At 58.8% G+C, this 25,396-nt stretch carries 21 protein-coding genes; 5 read left to right on the top strand and 16 right to left on the bottom strand.

Annotated features, from left to right (window positions below):
- Window positions 1-10 precede the first annotated feature (10 nt).
- The 5 genes from ATU_RS23295 to ATU_RS23315 all read left to right on the top strand — a co-directional run bounded on the left by ATU_RS23295 (window position 11) and on the right by ATU_RS23315 (window position 5,976).
- Complete coding sequence (locus ATU_RS23295) at window positions 11-973, top strand: aliphatic sulfonate ABC transporter substrate-binding protein (protein ID WP_010974852.1); 963 nt, start codon at window positions 11-13, stop codon at window positions 971-973.
- Window positions 974-1,143: 170 nt separating this feature from the next.
- On the top strand, window positions 1,144-2,019 hold the full coding sequence (locus tag ATU_RS23300; RefSeq protein WP_010974809.1) for an LLM class flavin-dependent oxidoreductase: 876 nt from the start codon (window positions 1,144-1,146) through the stop codon (window positions 2,017-2,019).
- Complete coding sequence (locus tag ATU_RS23305) at window positions 2,016-3,263, top strand: LLM class flavin-dependent oxidoreductase (protein ID WP_010974853.1); 1,248 nt, start codon at window positions 2,016-2,018, stop codon at window positions 3,261-3,263. Before ATU_RS23300 ends, ATU_RS23305 begins: the two co-directional genes overlap by 4 nt.
- A 157-nt stretch (window positions 3,264-3,420) precedes the next feature.
- Window positions 3,421-4,191: an SDR family NAD(P)-dependent oxidoreductase gene (locus tag ATU_RS23310; protein WP_010974854.1), complete on the top strand. Its 771-nt coding sequence runs from the start codon at window positions 3,421-3,423 to the stop codon at window positions 4,189-4,191.
- 159 nt (window positions 4,192-4,350) lie between these two features.
- The gene (locus ATU_RS23315) at window positions 4,351-5,976 is read left to right on the top strand and encodes a GMC family oxidoreductase (RefSeq protein ID WP_010974855.1); all 1,626 of its coding nucleotides are present in this window, start codon (window positions 4,351-4,353) and stop codon (window positions 5,974-5,976) included.
- A 134-nt stretch (window positions 5,977-6,110) separates the two neighbouring features.
- On the opposite strand, the gene ATU_RS23320 is transcribed toward ATU_RS23315, so the two are convergent.
- The 16 genes from ATU_RS23320 to ATU_RS23395 form a co-directional block, all read right to left on the bottom strand.
- Window positions 6,111-7,007 (bottom strand): haloalkane dehalogenase, encoded by an 897-nt coding sequence (locus tag ATU_RS23320; protein WP_049783284.1) that lies wholly within the window; start codon window positions 7,005-7,007, stop codon window positions 6,111-6,113.
- A gap of 14 nt (window positions 7,008-7,021) precedes the next feature.
- Window positions 7,022-7,645, bottom strand: a complete 624-nt coding sequence (locus ATU_RS23325) for a peroxidase-related enzyme (RefSeq protein WP_010974856.1) — start codon at window positions 7,643-7,645, stop codon at window positions 7,022-7,024.
- A gap of 139 nt (window positions 7,646-7,784) precedes the next feature.
- Window positions 7,785-8,990: an acyl-CoA dehydrogenase family protein gene (locus ATU_RS23330; RefSeq protein ID WP_010974857.1), complete on the bottom strand. Its 1,206-nt coding sequence runs from the start codon at window positions 8,988-8,990 to the stop codon at window positions 7,785-7,787.
- A 53-nt stretch (window positions 8,991-9,043) separates the two neighbouring features.
- Window positions 9,044-9,613, bottom strand: coding sequence for a peroxidase-related enzyme (locus ATU_RS23335; RefSeq protein ID WP_010974858.1), 570 nt, complete (start codon window positions 9,611-9,613; stop codon window positions 9,044-9,046).
- Window positions 9,614-9,769: 156 nt separating this feature from the next.
- A complete protein-coding gene (locus tag ATU_RS23340) occupies window positions 9,770-10,804 on the bottom strand; it encodes an ABC transporter permease (protein ID WP_010974859.1) in 1,035 nt (344 codons plus the stop codon).
- Between the two features lie 10 nt (window positions 10,805-10,814).
- Window positions 10,815-12,401 (bottom strand): sugar ABC transporter ATP-binding protein, encoded by a 1,587-nt coding sequence (locus ATU_RS23345; RefSeq protein WP_010974860.1) that lies wholly within the window; start codon window positions 12,399-12,401, stop codon window positions 10,815-10,817.
- Window positions 12,398-13,705, bottom strand: a complete 1,308-nt coding sequence (locus ATU_RS23350; RefSeq protein ID WP_010974861.1) for a sugar ABC transporter substrate-binding protein — start codon at window positions 13,703-13,705, stop codon at window positions 12,398-12,400. Before ATU_RS23350 ends, ATU_RS23345 begins: the two co-directional genes overlap by 4 nt.
- A gap of 133 nt (window positions 13,706-13,838) precedes the next feature.
- Window positions 13,839-14,669, bottom strand: a complete 831-nt coding sequence (gene aiiB / locus ATU_RS23355; protein WP_010974862.1) for a quorum-quenching N-acyl homoserine lactonase AiiB — start codon at window positions 14,667-14,669, stop codon at window positions 13,839-13,841.
- Window positions 14,670-14,748: 79 nt separating this feature from the next.
- Window positions 14,749-15,963, bottom strand: coding sequence for an acyl-CoA dehydrogenase family protein (locus ATU_RS23360; RefSeq protein WP_010974863.1), 1,215 nt, complete (start codon window positions 15,961-15,963; stop codon window positions 14,749-14,751).
- Between the two features lie 88 nt (window positions 15,964-16,051).
- Window positions 16,052-17,647 carry an ABC transporter substrate-binding protein gene (locus tag ATU_RS23365; protein ID WP_010974864.1) on the bottom strand — a complete coding sequence of 532 codons (1,596 nt, stop codon included), beginning with the start codon at window positions 17,645-17,647 and terminating at the stop codon, window positions 16,052-16,054.
- A gap of 57 nt (window positions 17,648-17,704) precedes the next feature.
- Complete coding sequence (locus ATU_RS23370) at window positions 17,705-19,375, bottom strand: dipeptide ABC transporter ATP-binding protein (protein WP_045023436.1); 1,671 nt, start codon at window positions 19,373-19,375, stop codon at window positions 17,705-17,707.
- Window positions 19,372-20,313 carry an ABC transporter permease gene (locus tag ATU_RS23375; RefSeq protein WP_010974806.1) on the bottom strand — a complete coding sequence of 314 codons (942 nt, stop codon included), beginning with the start codon at window positions 20,311-20,313 and terminating at the stop codon, window positions 19,372-19,374. The genes ATU_RS23370 and ATU_RS23375 overlap by 4 nt, the downstream gene beginning before the upstream one ends.
- The gene (locus tag ATU_RS23380; RefSeq protein ID WP_046033748.1) at window positions 20,313-21,299 is read right to left on the bottom strand and encodes an ABC transporter permease; all 987 of its coding nucleotides are present in this window, start codon (window positions 21,297-21,299) and stop codon (window positions 20,313-20,315) included. The genes ATU_RS23375 and ATU_RS23380 overlap by 1 nt, the downstream gene beginning before the upstream one ends.
- Window positions 21,296-22,735 carry a SidA/IucD/PvdA family monooxygenase gene (locus ATU_RS23385; protein ID WP_244423877.1) on the bottom strand — a complete coding sequence of 480 codons (1,440 nt, stop codon included), beginning with the start codon at window positions 22,733-22,735 and terminating at the stop codon, window positions 21,296-21,298. The genes ATU_RS23380 and ATU_RS23385 overlap by 4 nt, the downstream gene beginning before the upstream one ends.
- A 58-nt stretch (window positions 22,736-22,793) precedes the next feature.
- Window positions 22,794-24,020 carry an LLM class flavin-dependent oxidoreductase gene (locus tag ATU_RS23390; RefSeq protein WP_010974865.1) on the bottom strand — a complete coding sequence of 409 codons (1,227 nt, stop codon included), beginning with the start codon at window positions 24,018-24,020 and terminating at the stop codon, window positions 22,794-22,796.
- Window positions 24,017-25,309 carry an NtaA/DmoA family FMN-dependent monooxygenase gene (locus ATU_RS23395; protein ID WP_010974866.1) on the bottom strand — a complete coding sequence of 431 codons (1,293 nt, stop codon included), beginning with the start codon at window positions 25,307-25,309 and terminating at the stop codon, window positions 24,017-24,019. Before ATU_RS23395 ends, ATU_RS23390 begins: the two co-directional genes overlap by 4 nt.
- Between the last annotated feature and the right edge of the window lie 87 nt (window positions 25,310-25,396).

A 25,396-nucleotide genomic window follows, 5' to 3' on the forward strand; every position in this document is an offset into this window, starting at 1 on the left:
GTCGTCCAAGATGCTAAAAAAAAACATTGCCAAAACTGCCACTGCCTTGGTCGCCGCCGCACTTCTCTGGGCCGGTTCCGCTGCAGCGGAGACCGTAAACATTGGATTCATGCCGTTCGTGCCTTATTCCGCCATCCTCCTGGCCAAACAAAAAGGTTGGGTAGATGAGGAGTTTACCAAGGCCGGCTTGAAGGACGTGGAGATAAAGTGGCACCAGTTCGCGGGCGGTCCGCCGGTGAACGAGGCCTTCGCCTCGGGCGCTCTCGACATTGCCGCGCTGGGCGACACGCCCTCCCTCATCGCCTTCGCCAATGGCATCGATACTCGCTTTGTGGGCCTCGCCTGCAAGGGGGCCAAGGCTGAGGCGCTGATAGTGCTCAAGGACAGTTCGGTGAAGACAGTGAAGGACTTGAAGGGCAAGAAGGTCGCTACCCTGCGCGGCGGCAATGTACATGAGCTGCTGGTACTGGTGCTGGCCGAGGCCGGCCTGAAGATTTCCGACGTTGAGTTTCTCAATCTTGGCCTGCAGGACATGGGCATTGCCCTCACCAAGGGCGACGTCGATGCCGTCCTGGTGTGGGAACCGCTACTTACCAAATTGGACAGCGAGGGTGTCTCGCGTACCCTGCGAGACGGCGCCGGCCTGAAGAGTAACCTCAACCCGATAGTCGCCTTAGGCAGCTTCGCCGCCAAGCATCCGGATGTGCTGAAGGCCTATTTGCAGGCGGTAAAGCGCGGGGCCGAGGCATTGCGCTCTGATCCGGCCGGTTCAGCCCAGGTCCTCGCGCCGGTAGTAGGCCTGACGCCAAAGCAGACTGAGCTCGCCTTCTCCCGTTTCGAGTGGAAACCGACCGTAACCGAGGCGGACCAGGCAGAGCTGGCGGATTCCGTGAAGTTCCTCCTGGACAACCACTTCATCAGGCAAACGTTCGAAGTCTCCAGCTTCGCGGATCAGGCCTTTTTCAATTTCTAACGCGAGGCAGAGGATGCCCGAGACCTCGCTCCGAGGCTTTGGCGGCATCCGGAGGATCAGACCCGGAACTATTTCGATCTTGATTTTTCGACCAAAAACGCACGTTCACGCAACTTGGGTCTGGCTCAGCAACACGAACACGCGTTCAACAAAATGAGAAGGGTATGTTGATGGGCGTTCGCCAAGTATTCGGGCTTGGGCTGATGATATCAGACCCAATCACTACGGCAGATCTTGTTACGGTCGCCCGAACGGCTGAGAAGGCGGGATTCACGACACTGACTATCGGGGGCAGGGAAACCATCCTGGATCCAACAACAATCCTGGCCGCGCTGGCGGCCAGGACCGAGCAGATCGGGCTGGTTGCGGCGGTGAACGTCGATACGGCTCTGCCTTATGATTTTGCACGCCGTCTGGCGTCTCTTGATCACCTCTCGAGTGGACGGGCAGGCTGGAAGCCATATTCGACTGCCGATGAGCCTGAAGAAGCCCGGATCGCGGAGTTCGTGCATGCCGTCAGCCACCTCCTGGACAGCTGGGATGACGATGCCGCCCTTTACGACAAGGAGAGTGGAATTTATGTCGACATCAGCAAGGTTCATCGGCTCGATCACATCGGGGAATATTATAGGGTAGCTGGCCCGCTCGATATACCACGCGCCCCTCAAGGTCGACCGGTCCTGGTTCGAGAGGTCCTCGCTGCCGATCTTGCCGAAGGCGCATGGCCCACGGCGGACATCATTGAAATCGTTCCGGTCCCCGGTCAGAGCACGAACAAGCCCCTCGCACCTCGTGCCGAGGGAAATACCACCCTTCTAAGTATCGTTGCAGACACTAACGATCTCGCGTCGATGCATGCACTGCTCAACGATGGGGACGTTGATGGAGCAACTGTCCGTGTAGCGCCACGGATCGATGCCGTCGCGCGGGCAGCGAGAGATATTGGGTTATGGTCAAAGCCGCGCGGAAGCAATTTGCGTGACACGCTTGGGTTATCTCGTCCGGAAAGCCTGTTTGCCCTTAGAAGAAATGGAGTTTCCGCATGACCAGCCGTCCTCTCGCTCTTCTGGTCAATCCCCTGCTGTGCGGCCACCACGAGGCAGCCTGGCGGACGGAACGCGCACAGCCCGAGCGGATTCACAGTCTCGATTACTTCCAGCAACTCGCCCGGACTGCCGAACGTGGACGATTCGACGCCGTGTTCATGGCCGACTTTTTCATCTTCAATCCTGCGGTCATGTACAGCCCGCGTTGGGAAGTCGAGCCCGTCACGCTCTTGTCTGCGGTCGCTCAAGCAACCGAGAATCTCGGTTTCATCGCCACGGGCTCGGCGATCTTCTCCGATCCGGTTGAGATCGCCCGGGTCTTTTCGACCTTCGACCATGCCACGGGAGGCCGCGCTGCCTGGAACATCGTGACCTCGGGCGAGCCAGCGGCCGGTGCCAACTACGGCCTCGATAAGCCGATCCCCCATGCCGAGCGCTATGAATTGGGCGCGCGCAACACAGAACAGGTGCTCGCATACTGGGACGGCGCACCGGTCCCCGACGATGTTGCACCGATTGCCCGTCCGGTCCAGGGCCGCCCGGTTCTGGTGCAGGCCGGGTCTTCCGCCACGGGGCGAGATTTCGCGGCCCGTTTCGCCGAACTGGTGTTTAGCGCCCAATGGAATTTCGAAGCTGGCAGGGACTTCAGAAATGACCTTAGGCGCCGCGCCGTGACGCATGGCCGAAACCCCGATGATGTGCGTCTTATCCTGGGCCTCAGCTTTGTCATCGGCTCCACCGAGGCAGAGGCCCGCAGCAAGAAGAAGGCGCTTGACGACCTGATCCTGCCACACGCCTCTCATAGCTGGCTACAGAGTTTCGGTATCGACCTGACCGCGTTCGATTTCGACGAGCCCCTGCCGCGGACACTCGGGAACATCGATCTGTATGAGGGCATCAAGAGCCGCTTTTCGGTCATTTCATCCCTGGTTGACAGCACATCGCCACTAACCATCCGGCAACTGGCCAGCGCCTTGGCCGGAAGCCGCGGCCATCATCTTGTTATCGGCACGCCGGAACAAATCGCTGATGCGGCAGAAACCTGGTTTCTGGGAGGGGCGACGGACGGATTTATGGTGATGCCCCATGAATTGCCTGCGGAATTCGAGTTGTTTGTGGACGAGGTCATCCCGATCCTGCGTCGTCGAGGCCTCGTGGATCGCGATTATCGTGGACATACGCTTCGCGAGAACCTTGGGCTGCCCATCAGCCCGTCCGCGCCGTCATGGGCATTCCAGACATGAATATCGAACAGGGTTCCACCGGACAGCGGCGGCAAGATAGCTGTCGCAATTCCGAGCATGTTCGGGATACGCACGTCTTTAAAGACCTGTCCGTCGATTACGGACTTGCAAGCGGCGTGCAGGGCCCGCGTTCGCATCCCATGATGGTGGGCCTGTCATGACATATCCTTCGCAAATCCCCAACATCTCGAAGCTGTTTGACCTTTCCGGTCGGAGGGCCGTCATCACGGGCGGCGCTCGGGGGATCGGGCGCGCTATCGCTGACGGCTTCTTAGAAGTGGGAGCTGATGTCGTCTGCATCGACCGTGGATGGGAAAGCTCTGACCTCCCGGCCGATAACCGGCAGATTGTCACGGCCGATCTTAGCGACCGCAGCGACCTGAAGCGCGGATTCGATGAAGCTGTGGAGCGACTGGGGGGCCAGATCGATGTCCTTGTCAACAACGCAGGCATCTGGGACGACACGCCGTCGCTCCATATGGAGCTTGAGATGTGGGACAGGATCATCGAGGTCAATCTGACTGCGGCCTTCGCGCTGAGCAGGCATGCAGCCAGGCTGATGCTTCCCCGAGGCCGCGGACGAATAATAAACATTGGCTCCATCCGCAGTCTGAGGGGAGGCCACAATGCGGCTGCCTATGCAGCCAGCAAGGGAGGGATCGCCTTGCTCACTCAGACCTTGTCGAATGAATGGGCACCTTCAGGACTAAGGGTCAATGCCATAGCGCCCGGCGCTATGGTCACCGTCCTGACTGAAAAGCTGCGCCACGATCCTGAAGTGGTCACCCGCTTCATCGAGCGCATCCCTGCCAGAAGATGGGGATCGCCCGCCGATGTGGCGGGCCTGGCGATCTTCCTGGCCAGCGACGCCTCCGATTATGTCACTGGTGCAATCATCCCCTGCGACGGGGGGTTCCTTGCCGGTTAATCGAGCGAAACACGTTTTTCTGGAAAAGCAGAGACCGGACCAAAGGAAAACAGGAACTGATGAAGTGGTCTCAATCCACGCAGCGCTGGCTCGTTCGAGGCGAAACGGTTCAACAGGAACGCCGGTAAAGTTTCATTCTCAACACGTGGGAAGAAAATCTTGAAGCAAGTAGAAGCTGATGAATTCGATTTCATCGTCGTCGGAGGAGGATCCGCTGGCGCTGCCGTCGCTGCAAGATTGGCTGAGCGTGCGGACTTGCGGGTTCTGCTCCTGGAAGCTGGTCGACAGCAGTCCGGCATCCGGTTCCGGCTGCCGATATTGACTCCGTTCGCGCTTGCGAAAGAGGATGCAGTCTGGAACTTCACGACATTGCCTGAACCCGGCCTCAATGGCAGGGAACTTGTCTGGCCGCGCGGCAGGGGACTTGGGGGTTCCTCTCTCATCAATGGCATGCTCTGGGTACGGGGAGACCCGGTGGAGTATGACCTCTGGGCTGCCTCAGGCTGTACCGGCTGGTCTTATGGCGATCTGCTGGATTTCTTCAAGCGCAGCGAAACATACATTCCCGGTGATCCGGCGAGCAGAGGGCAGCGCGGGGCTGTGACGGTTACCAGGCACCGTCCAGCAGATCCTCTCTCTGATGCCTTCCTGAAGGCTTGCGGTAACATGCAGGTATCACAGCAGGATGATTACAATGCGGGTATTTCGGAAGGCGCAGGCTATCTCCAGTTCAACCAGCGCCGGGGATTGCGTCATGGCACAGACCGTGCCTATCTCTCGCCCGCCAGCAGGTGTGCTAACCTGACCATTCGCGAAGGCGCTGTTGCAAACCGCATCCTCTTCGAAGGGAAGAGAGCGATCGGGGTGGAGTATCGCGCGGCTGATGGCCTGAGATGTGCCATCGCACGGCGGGAGGTCGTTCTATCCTGCGGCACCGTCCAATCCCCGAAGCTGCTTGAGCTTTCGGGTATAGGGGACGGTGAGGTGCTTGGCCGGGCAGGTATCGTGCCACTGGTGCACCTCCCGGGCGTCGGAGAAAATCTGCGCGATCACCTTAATGTGCGCGTCGGATTTCGTACCCGTTTCCGCGGCACCCTGAATGATGTCCAACACAGCTACGTCTGGAAGGTACGCGCCATGCTTTGCTGGCTTGCGCGAGGCGGCGGTCCCCTATCTACCATAGGGGCGACAGCCCATGCATTTGTGAGAACCCGGTCGGACCTCGAACGGGCGGACGTGAAAATCCAGATGCTGCATTTCAGTGCACCCCACAATACCGGAAATATCAGCGGACGTCTGGATGAGTTTCCCGGCTTCAGCATCTCGACGTTCGTCCTGAGGCCGAATTCGACGGGTTCCAGCCACATCCGGTCGGGCGCCGCCGCGGAGCCGCCGGCGATCGTTGCGAACTACCTTTCACACGAGGAGGATCTCCGCTCGATGCTCGGTGCCTTTCGATTCATCAACAGAATTGCCTCGGATTCGGTCTTTGATGATCTTATGGTCTCACGGGACAACGACCTCGCGGGTCTGCAGAGCGATCAGGACATCCTGGAATGGGCAAAAACAACCGGTCTGACGTCCTACCATCCCATCGGAACGTGCAAGATGGGTACGGATTCCGCAAGCGTCGTCGATCCGAGACTGAGAGTGATCGGTGTTGACGGACTGAGAGTCGTTGATGCGTCCGTCATGCCGACAATGCCATCCTCCAACACGCACGGACCCACCGTCATGATTGGGGAGAAGGGGGCGGCAATGATCCTGGAGGATAGTTTGTCGTGATAGTCGTTCGACATTGACAGGTTCAGCGTCTGTGGGTGCCGCCCAAATTCAGAAGGAGAATATTTTGATCCGAGACCTGGACCTGGTTCGCAATGACTTTTCTGTTTGATTAGGGATGATTGGTAACGTTCTGCCTAATTTCCTGCAATGCGTGTTAGCCATGCATCCAGGAGGCGTGCGATCGTCTCGGGTTGCTCTTCTTGTACGAAATGGATCCCAGCGCCTGCTGCTTCTATTTCCAAATTACGGATGGTAACCTGACTCCACTTCAATATGGCATCGGTGAGTAGAAAACCAGGTTTGAATGTCAGCAGTAGCTTGGGAGTATCGCTCGTATTGAGCCAGTTTACCGCCTGTTCCAGGAATGCCACAGTGCTTGCTGGCTCGCCATCCACAGGAAGATTGCGTGGTCCTGCGAGTATCGCCTTGCGCGAGTGCGGCGTCGGAAACGGCGTTTGGTATTGCCTTAGGTCCTCCGGCGCCAAAGGGGTAAGGAAAAACCAGGGGAAAAGCTCAGTCAGGAAGCGGTTTTCCTGCTGAACGAAGATTTCACCTTCGCCCGGTTGGCGCAGCTTCGCCCGGCGGGTGACGAATTCCGGTGACAGATCCACCGAATCAATGTTCCGTAACACTGGCTCGAAAAAGGCCACGGCTCGGACGCGGTCTGGATTCCGGCTGGCCCAGTTTAGTCCAAACGCTGCGCCATAATCCTGCAGAACCAGCGTCACATTCCTTAGGTCGAGGGCGTCGAACCAAGCGTCAACGTAACGCTGCTGATTCTCCAATGTGTATTCGATATCAGGCTTGCTAGATTGGCCGTACCCGATCAGATCGACGGCCAATAGCCGACCGTGTCCATGGAGACGGCGGAATATGTGGCGCCACAGATAGGAACTCGTGGGATTGCCGTGGAGAAAGACGATTGGCGCACCTGAACCATGTTCAACCGTGTGGATTTGCAGGCCGAATGCCGGCACATCATACGCTTTCGCGCCGTCACCAAAGGCGGAATGTGGTGATTTCTCAGTCATGTGACGGTGTTCCTTCAAGCCGAAACGAAGAACTGAGGGTCGGGAAGCACGTTCAATGCTATGGTCAAACGATTGCCGTAGGAGAAGAAAGCAGAGACTTCCAGCACCTCCAGAATCGCGGGTTCGCTGAAGCCAATCGCTCGGAGCCGGGCGAAGTCGTCACTGCCCACACTATGGGGCGTAGCGGCCAGCTTCTGCGCCAAATCGGCCAGCGCTCGCTCGCGTGGTGCCAACGTCACATCATTATGGTTTCGAGCAATCCGGTCCGCCAACACACGATCTCCAAGGGCGGCTGCCAACGCCGGGCGGTGGTTGAACACGCAATAGCTGCAGCCTGTCGCTACAGACGTCACGACTGCGATCAACTCACGCTCGGATGCGCTGAGATGGCTGTTGCTCTGGTCGAACAGGTGCTCATAGAAGGCCATAATACGCAGAGCGGTACCCGGATTGGCAGACAGCGCCGTCAGGAAATTCGGGACAAAACCGAACTTCTTTCGAATCCTCATATGGATGTCGCGCAATTTCTGGGGCAGTTCGTCCTCTGTCGGAACGCGAAGACGCGAAATGGGCTCTTCCAACTGCCCGGTCGATACGGGAGATGAAGTGACGGAATGGCGCGCTGTTGCCTGGCTCATAATGGAAAGTCTCCCGATTGTGGGGTTGAAGTCGAGATCGCTGTTAAAATCCCTTTGCGGCGACTACGTCCCCGATCGCCACGATGCGTCGAGTAGCAATGAGTCCGCCACGCCAACGAATCTTGCAAAGATCGCCATGTCATTCGGCGGCTTGCGCTGCCGGAGGAAAGACGCCGAGATGGATCTGGCCAATGAGGTCGTGGGTCGCGTCGCTGTTCGGCGGATGGAAGGGGCCGGAACGGACGTCGCGCGTCAGCCGCTCCAGTTCGTTTCGACGGAGCAACGAGCTAGCGCCGGCAACCTTGCTGGCGCGATCAACGATCCGGAGTGCCCCATCGACAGCGTGCTGTTTGGCGCCAAGCAATTTGGTTGGCCAGAGTAGCCCGTGATCCACGCCCTCGGTCCATTCCGCCGCTACGCGGCTGAGAAAAGCCCAAATACTATCGAGTTCTATAGAAGCCTTGGCGATTTCGACCTGTGTTTGCGGATGATGGGCATAGGTCCGACCGGAGAGTGCCGGAGAAACGCGGGATTTAGCCGTTTCCACCGCGATGTCGAACGCGCGATTGGCAATGCCGTAGTACACAGCACCGATCGGAAGAACAGCCGAAGCAATGATGCCGTCAACAAAAGGATCGTTCGGCGGGCCGGCTGGAAGCACGCGCGTTACATAAGGTTTTGCCGCGATCACTCCCTCCAGGATTGTATCATCACTCCGCGTCGCGCGCACGCCATGCGAATCCCAGGTTTCTCGTGTGTGGTGCCCGGGATCCTGCCGGCGAATAAAAGCATGGACAATTTTTGGTGTGGCTGGATCGCTTGCATCGAGTGCATGGATTCCGAGCCAGTCCCAGACGGGTGAAAGAGAGGTAAAAATCTTCCGTCCGTGAAAGCGGTAGCCACCGTCGGCGAGTGGTTCGGCCACCACGTTGGAGCCTGCGAGGCCAAGATCGTTGCCTGGCTCGCCATGGCCGGCTGCAAAGATCCGACCCGCTGCCGCCTCTTCGAGGATCCAGTCGGTTGAGTGATCGCCACGGCGCCAGAGATAAGCAGCAGTACCGATCCAATAGAGGTGCATGTTGATTGCCAGTGCCGTGGCGGGTGCATGATAAGAAAGCCGCGCCTGTTCGGCCAGTACCTGTGACAGGGTCAGCCCCCGGCCCCCGAATTCCACCGGCAGTGCTGCCTGTAGGTACCCGACTGCTTTGAGATCGGCGAGATCCTCAAAAAAGAAGCGGTTTTCCCGGTCATAATCCGCAGCGCGACTTTGAAAAGTGTGAAGCAAGACTTCATCAAGGAGATGTTGGCCTGCCTCCAATTTTGTATCAAGGGAATAAGTGCCCATACTGATCCTTTAGTCCTCCTTGAGTCTTAAACGGACTATTGGAAAATCGGTTATTATGAGAAGAATTTATCATCCGGAAGGATCCCCAAAGATATAGTGACCCTGTTGGTGTGATTGAACCAGGAAGCTGTTTCAACAGCCTCCAATAATTCTTCATCGGAAAGCTCAAGATCCCTGAGCTTCTCGAAGTCGGCTTGCGAGATAGTTTTGGGGCTTAGAGTCACCTTGACCGCCAAATCAGCTAAAGCCCGCTGTCGCTTTGACAAGTCGGCGAGATGGTAGTCGAGCGCGACCCGACGAGCAAAACCCGGATCATTGAGCAGGTCGCCAAAGGCGCGCGTGTGATGAATCTCGCAAACGCCACATCCGTTCGTCGCTGAGACAACCACGGCGATTAACTCGCGATCCTGTAGCGGCAACCGCCTGCCCGTCGCCGCGAACAGATGCTCGAAATGACCGGTGAAGCGGCGAGCTGTGTCAGGATTGAGCGAAAGCGCCCGAACCCAGTTCTCATGGTGGTGACGATCAACTAAAGCCTGAATATCTTCAGGCAGTTCGGATTCGTCCGGAATGCGCAAACGGGAAATCCGCTGGCTCCGAGCCAGCCCGTCGATCGTTGTCATGCCATTCTCCGTCGATATTGAGGGGGCGACTGAATAAACGGAAGTCAGTTCTCTATTAATATTGTCTATTAAAAATATAGACGAACTAGACGAATCTAATTTCGCACGCGTGGGGAGAAAAACTTTCTCATCGCCGTTGCTTGGGGCACTGTGTCGTCATTTCACGATGTCTTGAAGGCTGACGCGGTCGATCGTCGTGAGCACGGCAATCACAATAACAACGCCCTTGACGATTTCCTGGGTGAACGTGCTGACGCCAGAAACGTTCAGGCCGTTGCTCAGGATAGTGATAAGCGCGACCCCGAGCAGGGTGCGCTGTGCGCCGCCGACCCCGCCTGTAAGTGCCGTGCCGCCAACGACGATTGCAGCGACTGTGTCGAGAAGATACCCGTCCCCGATTGAGGGGGTAGCGGAACCCAAACGCGACAACAGAAAGAACCCACCGATCGCAGCGAGTGTGCTTGAAAGCACAAACGCATAGGTCTTGTAGCGGTTGATAGCGATGCCGCTCAGTTTCGCGACACGCTCGCCAGCCCCTATCGCGACGATGTACCGGCCGAACCGGGTATGGGACGTTGTCAGGCTCAGCACGAGCCAAAGCAGCAGCGAAAGGAGAAGGACGTTGGGCACCCGCGGGATTATCTGCCCGTTGGCGAGCATCGAAAAGTCGTCGTCGTTGACGAACAGGGCAGTGCCATCAAGCACGTGCAGCATGATGCCCGTAAAGATGGAACTGGACGCAAGAGTTGCAATGAACGACGGCAGCCGCAGGACTGTCGAAAGAACGGAATTGAGCAGGCCGGCAGCGATGCCGAAACCGAGCACGGCGAGGAGGGCCGTTGTGTAACCCGTGCCAAATTTCTGCAGGAGAACGGCGCTGATCGCGGAGGCGAGCGCTGCGACAGCAGCAACGGAGAGGTCGATGCTGCCCATTAGCACGATGAAGGTCGCGCCGAGCGAGATCAAGAGCAGTGGCCCGGCCTGGGCTCCCATGACCGTCAGGTTGAGCGGCGACAAGAATGCGGGCTGCTGGAAAGCGAAGTAGCCAATAAGAATGAGAAGCGCCGATGCTGGCAGCCAGGTCGCCCGGTGTTCGCGCGAAACGATGGCCGTTGCAACACGCGCCTTCCAGGTTTCTATTTTGCCCGTTGCCTGCGGAACTTCAATTTCACTAATCTGCTTCGGGATCATAGGAATCTCTTCAAGGCGCAACAATCGGCGTCTTCTCGTTCGAGGCGGGACCAATCATATCGGCGACAAGGGCGTGCTCGGTCGTGAGCGTTTGGCGGTTGTCGATATCGCTGACGATCCGACCATCTCGCATGATCAGTATCCGGTCGCTGAGCGAGATCAGCTCCGGGAGATCATCTGTAACGTAAAGGATCGAGGTGCCATGAGCGGTAAGATCTCGCAAAAGCGCGTAGATTTCACGCTTGGCTCCCACATCCACGCCAGCGGTTGGATTCTCTATCAGAAGCAGCACCGGCTCGCGATGGATCCAGCGCGCCAATGATACCTTCTGCTGATTGCCACCGCTCAGTGTACGCAGGGGTTGACCTGAAACGGCCTTGATCCGCAGGGACACGATCATCTGTCTGGCGACATTTTGCTCACGAGCAGAACGCCAGATGCCGAATGCGTTGGAAAAACCGCGAGCGCCGGCATGACCGCTCGGCAGAGAAATGTTCGATGCGACATCCGCGGTCACGACTACCGCTTCGTTCGACCGATCACCGGGAATGAATGCGATGCCCTTTTGTTTCCGCTGGGCGATAGATCCTGCAAGCGGCATGCCCCCAAGCTCGACCGTGCCGTCCCGATGGGAGGTTACGCCCGCCAGAACGCGCAGAAGTTGCCCCTTGCCCGATCCCAGAAGACCGCCGATACCGACGATCTCGCCCTTTCCGACGTTGAAGGAAATGTCGGTGAGGTGCGTTAAGCGTTGCCCTGCCGACGGTCGGCTGGAACGTGAAAGCCCCTTGACGACAAGAAAGGGCTCTTCATTGAGCGTCGACCTCTTGCCCGGCGTCGTGCTTTCGAAAGCCCGGCCGACCATCAACCGGTGCAATCCGGCCTCATCGAACTGAGAAATCGGCCCTTCTCCGACGATCGCACCATCCTTCAGGACGATCAGCCGATCGCAGACGTCGAAAACTTCCTGCAGGCGATGCGAAACGAAGGCCACGCCCGCGCCTTGCCTGCGAAGCCTGCCCATGCTTTCCAGAAGCCGGACCACCTCGGCACGGCTAAGCCCGGTTGTCGGCTCGTCGAAGAGTACGAAACCGGAGGGCAACCCCAGCACTTTCGGTAACAGAATTGCCCGACAGACCTCCAGCGATTGCCGGGTGGCGAAGTCGTAGTTCAGCATCAGGTGCTTGACGTCGACCGCGATACCCATGGAACGCACGAGGTCGCGGGCAATATCAATCATCTTCGCCTTATTCAGCACCCCAAAGCGCGTGAAACGCTTTTCATGGCCGAGGAAAAGGCTCTCATAGACAGGCAGGGCCCCGATCAGCGCGGGATCCTGAAAGATCCGCCAGATCCCGCGCTGATTGGCCTCGTAATAATTTTCCAGGGCGACCGGCGTGCCGCCGATCGCTACGGTTCCTCTGGATGGTTTCAATGTGCCGGAAAGCACGTTAAGAAGCGTCGACTTGCCAGCTCCATTTTCCCCAACGATACCGACAACCTCTCCCGACCGGATCGCGAGGTTTATATCGCGAAGGGCGGGCGAAGGACCAAAGGAATGGGTGAGGCTCTCGACGCTCAGAATGGACATTCTCATGCCTTGATGCCCTTGAAGCTGAAGTCGTCCAGCTTGAGTTTGTAGGCGCTCTCGTAGCGCTTCGTGACAGCGTCGAACTCGCCCGTTTCGATAGACTTGGCATAGTCTGCCTGAGGTCGGTAATCTGCAGGCTTCTCGATGCCGGTGGCAGTGAAGTAGTCGTCGTACCTGATCGGGGCGAGCGGCGCCTGAGGGTCCCATTTGTCGCCGCTGATGACATGCGACAGCAGCTTCGGATCGAAGGGCAGGTTCGGATTGTCCACGTAGCGCGCCAGAACACCATCAACATCGTCTTTGGTGACGAGAAGCCCATTGAACCCCACGAACCTTTCCGGGGCGGACGCCTCATAGCCGTTCAGAGCATCGAAGAGCCGGGCGACAGCCTGGACACCGTAATAGGCCGGAGACTGGAACGCGGTGGCCGCGACTTTTCCGGCCTTGATTGCCCTGAAGATATCGGTTGCGCCATCCGCTCCAACCGTGAGCACTTCCTCACCGGCCTCGATCTTGAGACCGCGCAGCGCTGCCAGAACCCCGGTCAGCGATCCATCATTCTGGGCGATAATGCCGTTGGGCACGCCGTGGCGGGCGATGAGGTCCTCGGTCGCTTTCTGCCCTTCCTCGGCGCTCCAATTGCCTGGCAGACTTCCGGCGATCGTTACACCGGGAAATTCGGCAAGCGCACGCTTCACGGCCGCCGTGCGCAGATTGTCGTAGGATGAACCCTTCGAACCGGTGATATGCAGGAATTTGGCGTCCGGCCCGAACTTCTTCACCGCCAGGCCAATGGTGTATTTGACGGCTTCATACATATTACCGCCGCGATTTCCGTCCTCACGCGCAACGATTGCCTGCGCAAAGCCGGTTCCGGCGTCAATCGGAGATGTCCAGGGAATGTTGTTGCCGACATTGACCACATAGCCGCCGCCTTCTTGCGCTGTCCGGGCAATCCGCTTCAGACTGCTCCCGTCGGCGCTGACGATGAGGAAGAGTTTTGCACCTGCCGCAGCGGCGGACTGCGCCTGCGTAACGGCCGTGCCATCGTTGAGGTTGAACGTCGCCGAACTATAGGGAAGGCCGAGAACAGCTGCGGCCCGCTTTGCCGCATCGTTGATGATGGTGTTCCATTCATTGCTCAGCAGCAAAAGCTGATGCAGCGGAGCGGATTTAAAACTCTGAGCGCGTGCTTCCCAGCTGGGCAGAAATCCACTTCCCGCCACGGCAAGACCCGCCCCTGCCTGGAGCAGACGGCGGCGAGAAAGCGAGCTTGATAAGGGTGAAGAAGTTACTTTAGATGAAGTCATTTGAAGGATCCTTTCATAGGGTGTATTGGCTTATGCGGTTTGAGGTAGAGGCAATTGGGCAGTTCTACTGGGGTAGTTGCCTTGGCGTTTTCACGGCCGCGGCGCGCCGCCAGTTCAAGTCCTGGCGAGCTCCTTATTCATAGAATCCGTCCGTGGATTTGATCAGGCTGGCAAACTGCTCCCGGTCGTGACCGAAGAGGACTGTGAGAGAACGGGATTCGGCGTATTGCCTGATATGGCTGACCGTCCGATCGTAACCGATCGTGTCGTGGAGAACGCCTGCTCGGCGGGCAGGGGGACCATAGTTCGTGGCGGTGTAACAAGCGTCTGAAACGAGCAGAAACCCGGGCTGCTTCTCAAGCCTGACAGCCAGGCCCAGCATTCCTGAAGCATGGCCGGTTCCGAAGTTGAGCAGGTTCACTCCGGGCGCGAGTTCTCTTTCCCTCTCATCGCGACCGACGAGATCCCAGTTTCGCGGGGTCGCAAGCCATGCCTCGATGTCCTTGACGATGTAAGGCGACGAATGATCGCCTGTCGCGAAATACCGGACTGCGGTTGCGAATTCATCTTCATGTGCAATCAGCCTCGACTTTCCGAAATACTCGACGCAACCGGCGTGATCATTGTGAAGATGCGACAGGACCACCGTCGAAATATCGTCCGGTGAAAGGCCGAGCTGCCTCAGCCGTTCCGGCAGATTGCATTCCGACGCCCCGATATAGGGCGCGTTCAGTTGCGATTGCGCGGGCCATCGGCCATTCGTTCCCATGCATTCCGGGTGACATCCTGTGTCGTAGAGGACCGTGGCATCGGTGCATTGGATGAGGTAGGCGGAGACCGGAATGTCGATCAGACGACTACTCACCGTCGGCTTCTGCGGCGTAACAAAAGTGGAGTTGGCGATGATGAAGTTTTCGTCGACACGAATTTCACCCAGGTCGAGAACGAACAGCTTATTTCCCATAAGATCTCCTAATTAAGTCACGCGATCTGGTTCAGCGCCGGCTGAGGTGAGGTTGACCAGCCTCGACGCGAAACATCCGCTAGGCCTTTCCAATGCCGGTGGTCCAAAGATCCGGCGGCAGGCTGCGGTTAACCGCGAAATCACCGATCTGACGCTCCTTGTAGATGACCGGATTGTGGGAGGAGATGGCGCGGGCGTTTCGCCAATAGCGATCCAGCCCCAACTCGTTGCTGAGCGCAGACGCTCCCAGTCCGTCGAAGAGGACGGTCGTCGCATCTAGGATGAGTTGGTGGACGACGACCTGTGCCTGGTAAATCTGCACCTCGAGTTTGCCGATCTCCGTTCTTTCCCTGCAGCCTTTAGCAACAGCGCGGTGATAGGCGTCGGCGGCTGAAAGTACGATCGAGTTTGCCCCGTGCGCATTGGCAAACACCTTACCGACGAGCTGGAGCACCTGCGGATCGTCGCTCGCGGTGCTGGCAGCCGCGTGGGAATATGTCCGTTTGCGTGACCGCACATAGTCCGCAACGGCAGTGGACGCCCCCCGCCCGATTCCGACAAGCGTTGCCAGATGGGCCAATTGAGCGAAGGCCGTCAGGAACGGCCACCGCGATGCCGATGGCGCAATATCGTCATCGTGCAGAAGGACCTGATCGAATACGGCGGTCCCACTGGCGGTCAGTCTCTGTCCGAAACCGTTCCAGTCATCGACAATGGACGTTCCTGGCGCCGTCGTTTTTATAAGCGCTATGATCAGCTCGTCAGCATTGTTCAAGCCGCTGACAGTCATCCATTCCGAGAACAGAGCGCCGGTCGTATAGAATTTCTGGCCGTTGAGACGATGGCCCTCATTGGTTTTTATGATGGAAGTCGAAAATTTGCCAAGCGTGGCATTTCCAACCTCCGTCGCTGCAGCGGAGATGATCTCCCCGGATCCGATGATGTCGATGCAACGCCTCGTCCAGGCGTTGGATGGTTCGTCGAGAAGCTGTCCGAGCAATCCGAAATGGGCGCGGAAGATCTGCGCGACATTCGAGTCTGCCTCTGCAAGCTCGACGAGCAATGCAAGGAGTTCCAGCGGTGTCGCTCCCAAACCGCCTTTATCTTTGGGGAGAAGCAGCGCACCGAATTTGAGCGCTTTCAGCCTTGCGACTTCATCGCGCGGGAGTGTGCGTGTCGCATCTCTTTGGCGCGAGCCTTCGGCGATTTCGGCGAACACCGGCCGGAAAATTGCCACGAGTGTGCGGAATGCGGGTGTGTCGATTGTCGGCCAGGTATGAGGATGATGGGTCAAGGGCGTTCACTTACAATTTGGAAATAATGACGGTGTTGTCGCGCTACGTGGCAGGCGGCGCCTGTGGAGCCCGCCTGCCGGATAAAGCTCAGCTTCCCAGCCACGCAGCGGCGAAGTCGACCGAATGCCCGGACGAATCCTCGGTGTGGTTGTGCAGCGTCTTGCGATAGAGCGTCAGGTTCTGGAACTGAACGAGGTTTACCGCCGGCAGATCGCGGTGAAGGATGTGTTGGAACCTGACGAAGTATTCTTTGCGCTTCGCCGGATCGATTTCGATCGATCCTTTCTCGAAGATTTCATCGACCTCGGCATTGCTGTAGCCGGAGTGATTGGACCACGGCACGCCCTTCTTGATGTTCTTCGACCAGTAGCCGCGCTGGATGCCGTCCGTCGGATCATAACCGTTGGCAAGATGCTGGAGGTCGATATCGAAGGCCGCGTCGGTATAGACGCTCTTGATGTAGGTCGCGTAGTCGTAGCTCTGGATCGCCACGTCGACGCCGATGTCGCCGAAGGCGGATCGGAGGAATTCTGCGCCGACACGGGTTGGCCCGTAGACAGGATTGTAGGTAAGGCGCAGCGCGAACCGTTTCCCATCACCACCACGCTTGTGGCCGGCCTCATCAAGAAGCGCTTCCGCCTTGGCCTTGTCGAAGGCATAGAAGCCGATACTTGGATCGTGATATTCTGCCATCGACGGTGCAATCGCGGTCGGGGACGGCACAGCATATCCCTTCCAGACGAGACGGATGTAGTCGTCGATATTGATGGCGTGAGCGAAAGCCTGGCGAACACGCAGATCGCTGAGAATCGGATGATCCAGACGGAAAAACAACTGGTTCAGACTGCCTTCAAGCTCGTAACCGCGAGTCTCGACGCCGAAGCGCGGATCGTCGCCAAGGCGCTTGATCTCGTCGAGCGGCACGGGTGTGTGATAGCCTACATCGACGTCTCCCGCCTCGAAAGCCGCCCCGCGGGCGCTGACATCAACGATAAACCGTGTCACCACAGCATCGAGCAGGGGCAGATCCTTGATCCAGTAATCGGGATTGCGTTCGAGCAGGATATGGCTGCCGCGTTCCCACTCCTTGAACACGTAGGGGCCCGTGCCTATCGGTTTTGCGTTATAGGGGTTCGCCCGAATATCCGTCTCTTCGTAGAGGTGTTTCGGGATGATGGGCGAAGCGATGCCGGAAAGGGCCGGCAACAGGAATGGAACCGGTGTCTTGAACTGGGCGACGACCGTCAGTGGATCGGGCGTGTCGATCTTTTCGAGCGATGCAAACGTCACACGCCGGCGCGGATGGGTTTCCTTCAACGTCAGCAGCGAGAATGCAACGTCCGCGGAGGTGAACGGTTGACCGTCATGCCACTTGATGCCCGGGCGCAGGTGGAAAGTGTAGGTCTTTCCATCCGCGCTGATATCCCAGCTCTCCGCAAGATGTGGTTTGAAGGTCCGGTCGAAACTGACCTTCAACAACCCTTCGATGACACGGGAACCGACGCCGGCGTTGCCGGTGTTCTGGAACAATTCGATGAGCATGGCGGGTTCGCTGGCGGCGACGATGCGGGCGGTACCGCCACGCACCGGCGTAGTTTGAGCGAACGAAATACCGGGTATGGCGGTACCCAATGCGCCGATTCCGAGGGCGGCGTTGAACGTCCGGCGCGACAGTTTGATCATGAAATTCTCCTGGCTCGTGAAGTTTCGGGTTCTGTTGTTTTAGGGAGTCCGTTGCCGTTACGAAGCTGCTGCGATCAGCTTCCTCGTGTATTCATGGGAGGGATTGCTCCATAAATTTTGGTGGTTGCCGCGCTCGATGATGTGTCCATCCTTCATGACCATGATCCTGTCCGAGATGTATTTCACGACAGCCAGATCGTGGGAGATGAAGAGATAGGAAAGACCGGCTTCCTCCTTGAGATCGGCAAGCAAGTTGAGAATTTGCGCCTGAACGGACACGTCGAGTGCCGATACCGGTTCGTCGCAGATGACGAGCGAGGGCCGCACGATCAGGGCTCTGGCAATCGCGATCCGTTGACGCTGCCCACCGGAGAATTCATGGGGAAAGCGCTCCACCGCCGAACGTGGCAGGCGGACCTGGTCGAGAGCTTCGCTTATGCGCGATTGCCTGTCGGCGGAATTGCGATACTTGTGTGCATGCAGCACGCTATCGAGAATATCTCCAACGGTCCGGCGCGGGTTTAGGGAAGAATAAGGATCCTGGAAGATCATCTGCACGCGCCCGCGGAAGGCGCGCAGGTCGGCTCCACCTGCGTGGGTGATGTCCTGACCTTCGAACAGGATCTGTCCGCCGGCAACGGGTATCAGACGGCTGAGCGCCTTTGAAAGCGAAGACTTGCCGCTACCGGATTCTCCGACCAGCCCGAGCGTTTCGCCGCGCAGGAGTTCGAAGGTCACACGATCGACGGCAGGCGGTGTCTTGCTAGCGGGGTCATAGCGAACCGTGAGATCCTCGACTTCCAGAAGCGCATCTGCCGTTGCATTGGTGCGCGGTTCCGCTGCAACCGGCGGGCTACGGATCTCGAAGCTGGTTGTGCCGTTGCTGTTCCTGTGGGTCCGGATCTCGTTCAGCCGCTCCGATGAAGCGTGGCGTCCATCGCCGAGACGGATCGATGCGCCGATCAGCCCTTTCGTGTAGGGATGCTGGCTTTCCTGAAACAGATGCTCTGCCTTGAGCTCTTCCATCCTTTTGCCGTTGTGCATGACGACCACGCGGTCGGTCCAGCGCGACACCAGTGTCAGATCGTGGGAGATGAGAAGCAGGCCCATGGACAGATCGCGCCGAAGACGATCGATCAATTCGAGGATCTGGCTCTGGATCGTCGAGTCGAGAGCCGTGGTCGGTTCGTCTGCGATCAGCAGGAGCGGCGTGAGCGCGATCGCCTGGGCGATCATGGCACGCTGTCTCTGGCCCCCGGACAGTTCGTGTGGATAGGACGCGATACGACGGTGTGGTTCCGGCATTGACACCAGATCGAGTAATTCCAGAACCCGCGAACGTGCAGCCTTCCGGGACAGCCGTTCATGGGCGTGCAGTACCTCGGCGATCTGGTCTCCGACCGTATAGACCGGATTGAGAGCGCTCATCGGCTCCTGGAAGATCATGCCGATCCGGGGTCCGAGAATGGGCCGCCATGCCTTGGGTGGGAGGCGGAAGAGATCCAGGCCATCGAAGGTCACCTCGCCGCTGCTGGACGCTTCGTCCGGCAGGAGGTTGGACAGCGCAAGGGCAGTCGTGCTTTTCCCGCAACCGGATTCGCCGACCAGAGCGACAGCCTCGCCGGCGGCGATGTCGAAGGAAAGGTTCTCGACGGCAACCGCTTCACCGCTCCGGCTGTGATATCGGACTGAGAGGTCGCGGACACCAAGCAAAGGTATCGCCATCATTCCACTGCTTTCCGCGAGCGGACTTTGCGCCTGATCCGCGGGTTGAGCGCGTCGTTGAGGCCATCCCCGATGAGGTTGAGCGCCAGCACGGTGAGGACGATGCACCCACCGGGCATGAGCGTGAGGTACCAGTGGCTGCGGATCACCTCGCGGCTGGCGCCGATCATTGATCCCCAAGTGACGGTATTCGGATCGCTAAGCCCCATGAAGGACAGCGCAGATTCCATCAGGATCGCCGAGGCAACCATGATCGATGAGACCACGATGAGCGAGGGCAGGGCGTTGGGCAGGATTTCCTGCAGAATGATCCGTGGCGCCGAAATGCCAGACGCCCTGGCAGCCATGACGAAATCCTTCTCCCGGATCGAGCGGAACTCGGCGCGGGTGAGACGCGCGATCATCGCCCAGGACACAAGTGCGATGCCGACGATGACCGTACCGATTGTCGGTGTCGCGAAGGCGACGAGAACGACCAGCAGGACGAAGCTAGGAATGGTCTGGAATATCTCGATGAACCGGACGATGAGATCGTCGATCCAGCCGCCGCAATAGCCGGCGATGGCTCCAATAAGTCCACCGAACACCAGACCGAGAATTGTTGCGGAAATCCCCACCAGCAGCGAGACACGGGCGCCATGTACCAGTCCCGCCCAGACGCTTCGACCGAGTGAATCCGTGCCGAGTAGAAAGTCCGGATTTTCTCCGGGCCAAAGACGCTCAGGGCCGACAATCGACTGCGGATCGCCCGGAGCCAGCCACGGGGCCAACAGCGCCAGGAGCATTATAATGCTGAGTGTCATGAGACCGGCTGTCGCGCCCGGGTTCGAGAGAAAGTCGCGCAGGACCGAGCGCGCAATGACAGGATTGCCGATGTTGCTCCAGGGGGCTTCACCGGCTGCCATGCGTGCGGTTGAGGATTCGATATCGAAGCCGCTCATCAGCGCACCTCGATTCTGGGATCGAGGGCAGCCTGGATGATGTCGACGATAGCGTTGACGCAAATCACCAGGACTGACGAGACCAGCATGATGCCGAGCAACAGCGTATATTCACGCGCCATGACGGCATCAAAGGCAAGCCGACCCATGCCTGGCCAACTGAAGACCGTTTCGATGACGATGGCGCCGCCAAGAATGCCGGCCACGTGGATACCGGCCACCGTGGTGATCGGGATGAGCGCGTTGCGCAGCACGTGGCGAAGGACAACCTGTCGTGGCGCCAGACCCTTCGCCTTTGCGGTGCGGACGTGATCCTGCCCGATGACCTCAAGGATAGAAGATCGGGTGAGACGTGCGTAGATCGCCATGTAATAGAGCGCCAGTGACGTCGCGGGGAGCAATGCATAAGAGACGCGGTCGATAAGCCAGCCAAAGCCCCCCGAGGAAGCGCCGATGGTTTTCATGCCGCCAGCCGGTAGCCAGCCGAGCTTCACCGAGAAGACGATGATGAAGATCAATCCGATCCAGAATGTCGGGACTGAGTAGAACAGCAGCGATGCCACCGAAAGAATGCGATCGGCCGCGCGCGTTGCGTTCAGTGCCATGATCGTGCCAGCTGCGATCCCCACCAGCAGGGCGATGACGATCGCAAGAACCATGAGCGTCAGGGTACCCGGCAGACGCTCCATGATGAGATCGGCGACGGGGACACCGTAGCGGGGAGATATGCCGAGACTGAAATGCGCCAGACTTGTATAGTAGTTCGCAAGCTGATCGAGCAGCGGCAGATCGAGCCCGAAAGCCCGGCGAATGTCGGCCACCGTTTCCTGCGTGGCGGCACCGGATTCGGCCGCCATGTAATCGGCGGCATCCCCAGGCGCGAGCTGCAGCACGAAGAAACCGAGCGTGACGATGACGAACATCGTCGGGACCGCCTGAATGAGGTTGCGTAGCAGACTGCGGCCAACCCGCGTAAGCCTCTTCATGGAGCTGCCTCCCAAGGTCCGGAGACGGGTGAGGGAGCGACGCGGTCGACCGCGATGGACGGCCCGAGGCTCGCAAGCCGCTCGTAGTCCGCGCGAGCATGGATAAAGAGTGAGCGAGCGACTGCCGCGATCAGGCGGGGCAGTGCGATCGCGGCGCTGCCGATATCGCCAGCATGGATGCCGTGACTGATGATCGCCGCGAAGGTATAGACATGGATACGCTTAAGCCATGGCGCCGAACCAGGCTCTATCTCCTGCAATTCAAAACCTTTCCCAAGATAGGGATGCGAAGACCAGCCGCTTTCCCCCTCCGCCGCCGCAACGCGGTCTTGCCAGAGGAGAATGTGGGGAGCCGCGGCGGTCAGTTCCGGCCGGGCATAAACGTTTTGCCTATAGCCGGTCGCGGCAATGACCGTGTCCAGCATTATATCGCCCGTCGTCGTTCTCGCTACGATATCGTCGCCAAGAGCTACAATCTGTTCTGCCGCAACGTTGAAATGGAGATAGTGGTTCGGATGCTGGCAGGCCCGGGCGATGGCCGCATCCGGCGCGGAGCTGCGTCGCCGGCGCTCCAAAATCAAACGCCATCGCATTGCATCATCGAATTCCGGAAAGAACAGCTTGTCAGCCGAGGGTCTGGCGGCGGCCTGATCGTTGGCCTCTACGAGATCGCCGTGTCGGACGAATTGATGCACACTCGCTGCACCATGTTCCAGCGCGACAGCCGCTGCGTCGAACGCGGATGCGGCCGCTCCGACCACACCCACGCTCAAGCCGCGAAGGCTAGAGAAATTAATGAGGTCGTTCGTGTGGACAAGGCGGTCGGGAGGAAGAGTGTGGGAAAGAACCGACGGTATATAGGGTTCGCCCAAGCCGTCCAGGCCAGTTGCCAGTACGATCGTCTGTGTTGACAGATCTATCACGCCCTTGTCCTGCAGTTCAAAGCGCAGATTGAGCGGTGCGTTTTCGGCGTCCGAACGCGGATCGATCGAAATCAGGCGATGCTGCCATCGCACGTCGATCCCCGCCGTTTCGCGATACCAGTTGAGATAGTCGAGCCAGACGGTGCGGGGTATTTCCGCCATTGCGGCAAATGCGGCGTCACCATGAAGCGCAACGTACCAGTGCTCGAATGTCAGTTCAGGGATGCCCTGTTCGAGACCGGTAAATCCCTTGCCCGCGCGAAGCGTGTGCATCCTGGCTATGGTATTCCAGACGCCCGCTGTTTCCGGCGTGGCGGCATCGAAAACCTGCACCCGTCGGATGCCGGCACGGCGCAGTCCAAACGCAATGGCAACACCACTCTGACCACCGCCGATGACGGCAACGTCCATATCTGTGGCGACCGGAGCAACCCAATCCAGAGTGACCGGTTCGAGCTGCGCGATTGCGCGACGCGTCTGTTCACTGAGCTGGTTGAGACGCTCTTGCGACACCGTTCTCCCGCTTGATCGGCCCGACGCGATTTTTTGTTGAACTGTCATCTCATCACCCCTAGAGCCGCAAACCGGCTGCCCGCATCAGCGGGAGAACGGTTCGTCCGAAATGGGTGAGGTCGGGCAGGTAGTCGAAGAAGGAGATGTGGAAACCGTCCACTCCTTCGGCATGCAAAGCGGCAAGCTGTTCGACGATCCGTTGAGGCGAGCCGACGAGCCGGACATTCCCCCCGACAGCGATCGCATCGACCGAGTTTACATCGTTGCTCTTCGCCCACGCCTGCGCGTCGCTGACCAGCCGTTTGTCGAAATCCTTCGTGTCAGCAATGTTATGCAGCCCGCCGACATTCCTCTGCTCGACGGCGGCAACAATCGCGCCATAGTATTCCTGAGCTTCCTGATCCGTGTCGCGACAGACGATGATTGGATTGAGGATGACGCGGATTGTGCGCCCGTTTCGAGCCGCAGCTGCCTTGACGGTGGCGGTATGGGCGCCGAGCGACGCCCGCGCTGCCTCGAAACTGCCCCCGCCGGGGCTAGTGACAAAGACGATATCCGATTGCCGCGCAGCGAAGTCTATGCCGGCGGGCGAGCCTGTCGCGCTGATCAGAAGGGGTCGGCCGAAACGCGGCTTCGGCGTGATGAAGCCCTCTTTGATCCGCCATGGCGATTTACCGGAAAAGGTGACGGGCTCGTCCGAGCGCCACAATGCCTTCAGCGCATTGACGAATTCGTCGGCGAGCCTGTACCGCTGATCGTGCTCGATCTGCGAGCCGCCGAACATCTCGTGTTCAATCCGGCGATGACCGGTCACGACATTGAGGCCCCAGCGGCCATTTGTGATGTGATCGAGGGTGGCGCCGGCGCGCGCCAGATGAAGCGGGTGCCAAGGTCCATACAGGATATGCACGGTCGATGCGAGCAGGATATTCTTCGTCTCTGTCGCCAGCGCAGCCATGGTGACGAAGGGGTCGAGAGAGGTGCCGTTCAGTACTTCGCCGAACCCGCCTTTCGGAAGCCATTGCGACAGTCCAAAGACGATGTCGAAGCCGAGTTCGTCAGCGATTCGTACGAGGTTGCGGTTGTAGCCGAAATCCCATGACGTCGTGCGTGGCAGATGCGACGCACTCCAGCCACCGGCATTGAGTGGCAGAAAGAGGCCCAGCATCGTCGGCTGCCGGAAGATGCGCGCGACTGGGCTTTCGTCAAAATCAGCGGGTGACGGGACCGGATCGTTCTGCGTTAATTCCGTGGATGTGAGCGTGTGGTGAGGGTCGCGCGTCATTCACCGAGCCCCAGGTTTCCGCGCAATGTGCTGTGCCGATATTCCGACCGGAAGATGCCACGTCGCTGCAGGATGGGGATGACGCTTTCCGTAAACGAACTGAAGCCATCGGGAAAATGCGTGGCGCTGACATTGAAGCCGTCAGCCGCACCGCTGCGGAACCACAACTCAATCTCATCGGCGACCTTCTCTGGCGTCCCGGCAATAAAGCGGTTGCGTCCCTGCGAACTGAGCAGGATTTCCCGCAGCGTCGCGCCGGGCCGCCGCTCGATCATCTGCCAGGTGGATTCCGAAATCCCGGTTGAAACCGCAGGTGTGAAGTCAGCCTGAGCGCGGGTCGGAGCCGGTTTGTCGAGGTCCTCGCCACCAAGAGGGACACCAAGACGAATCCCGAACCAGCGCGCATCGGCGGCGAGGTCGCGAAGCGCGTCGAGTCGTTCAACTTTTCTGAGCGCCTCTTCTTCGGTTGAGCCAACGACCGGATAGATTCCAGGCATGAACAGCGTCCGGTCGGGATCGCGCCCCGCCTTGCGCACCGCATCCTTCGTCCTTCTGTAACCCGCCTGGGCCGCCTCGAGGTTGGTCTGGAGGCTATAGATCAGGTCGGCGTGCCTTGCGCCGAAGCTAAGGCCGACCTCGGAGGATCCGGCTTGTACCAGGATGGGCTTTCCTTGCGGGCTGGTCGGCACCTGCAAGGGCCCACGGACTTTAAAATGCATTCCAACATGGTTGAGATGGCTGACCTTCTTCCAGTCGACGAACGTGCCGCCAGCCTGGTCGAGTAATAGCGCACCGTCTCCCCAGCTTGCCCAGAGAGCCTTTGCAACGCTCACGAACTCCTCCGCACGGTCGTAACGCTCGTCATGCGTCGGCAGGTCCATGCCGAAATTCCAGCCTGCTTCCGGAAGATAGCTTGTCACAATATTCCAGGCAGCACGGCCACCGCTGATATGATCGAGCGAAGAGAGCTTGCGGGCGAGTTCGTAGGGCTCGGAAAATGTCGTGGAAACAGTGGCGATCAGTCCCACGGATTCAGTTCTCGCCGCTATCGCCGAAAGTGCCAGCAATGGATCGAGTGCGTGCCACGGTTCGACTGGCGGCTCCATCGGAAGGCTTTGGAAGTCCGATAGAAAAACAGCGTCGAAACCTGCCTTCTCCGCGATCTGCGCGACCTCGATGTGAGCGTTCACATCGAGAAACTGCGCGGGGTTGTCGATGAGGCGCCATCGCGCTGGGTGCAAGCCGAGGCCAAGATTGTAATTTGCGGTGAAATGAAGTTCTCGTTGCATATCGTTCTTTGCTTCAGGAATAAGGAGGTGCCGCGCCCATGACAGACGGTTTCAAATTGCGGGCGGCGGGCCTATTTAGGAAGCAAA

This window comes from Agrobacterium fabrum str. C58, assembly GCF_000092025.1.
GTDB lineage: Bacteria > Pseudomonadota > Alphaproteobacteria > Rhizobiales > Rhizobiaceae > Agrobacterium > Agrobacterium fabrum.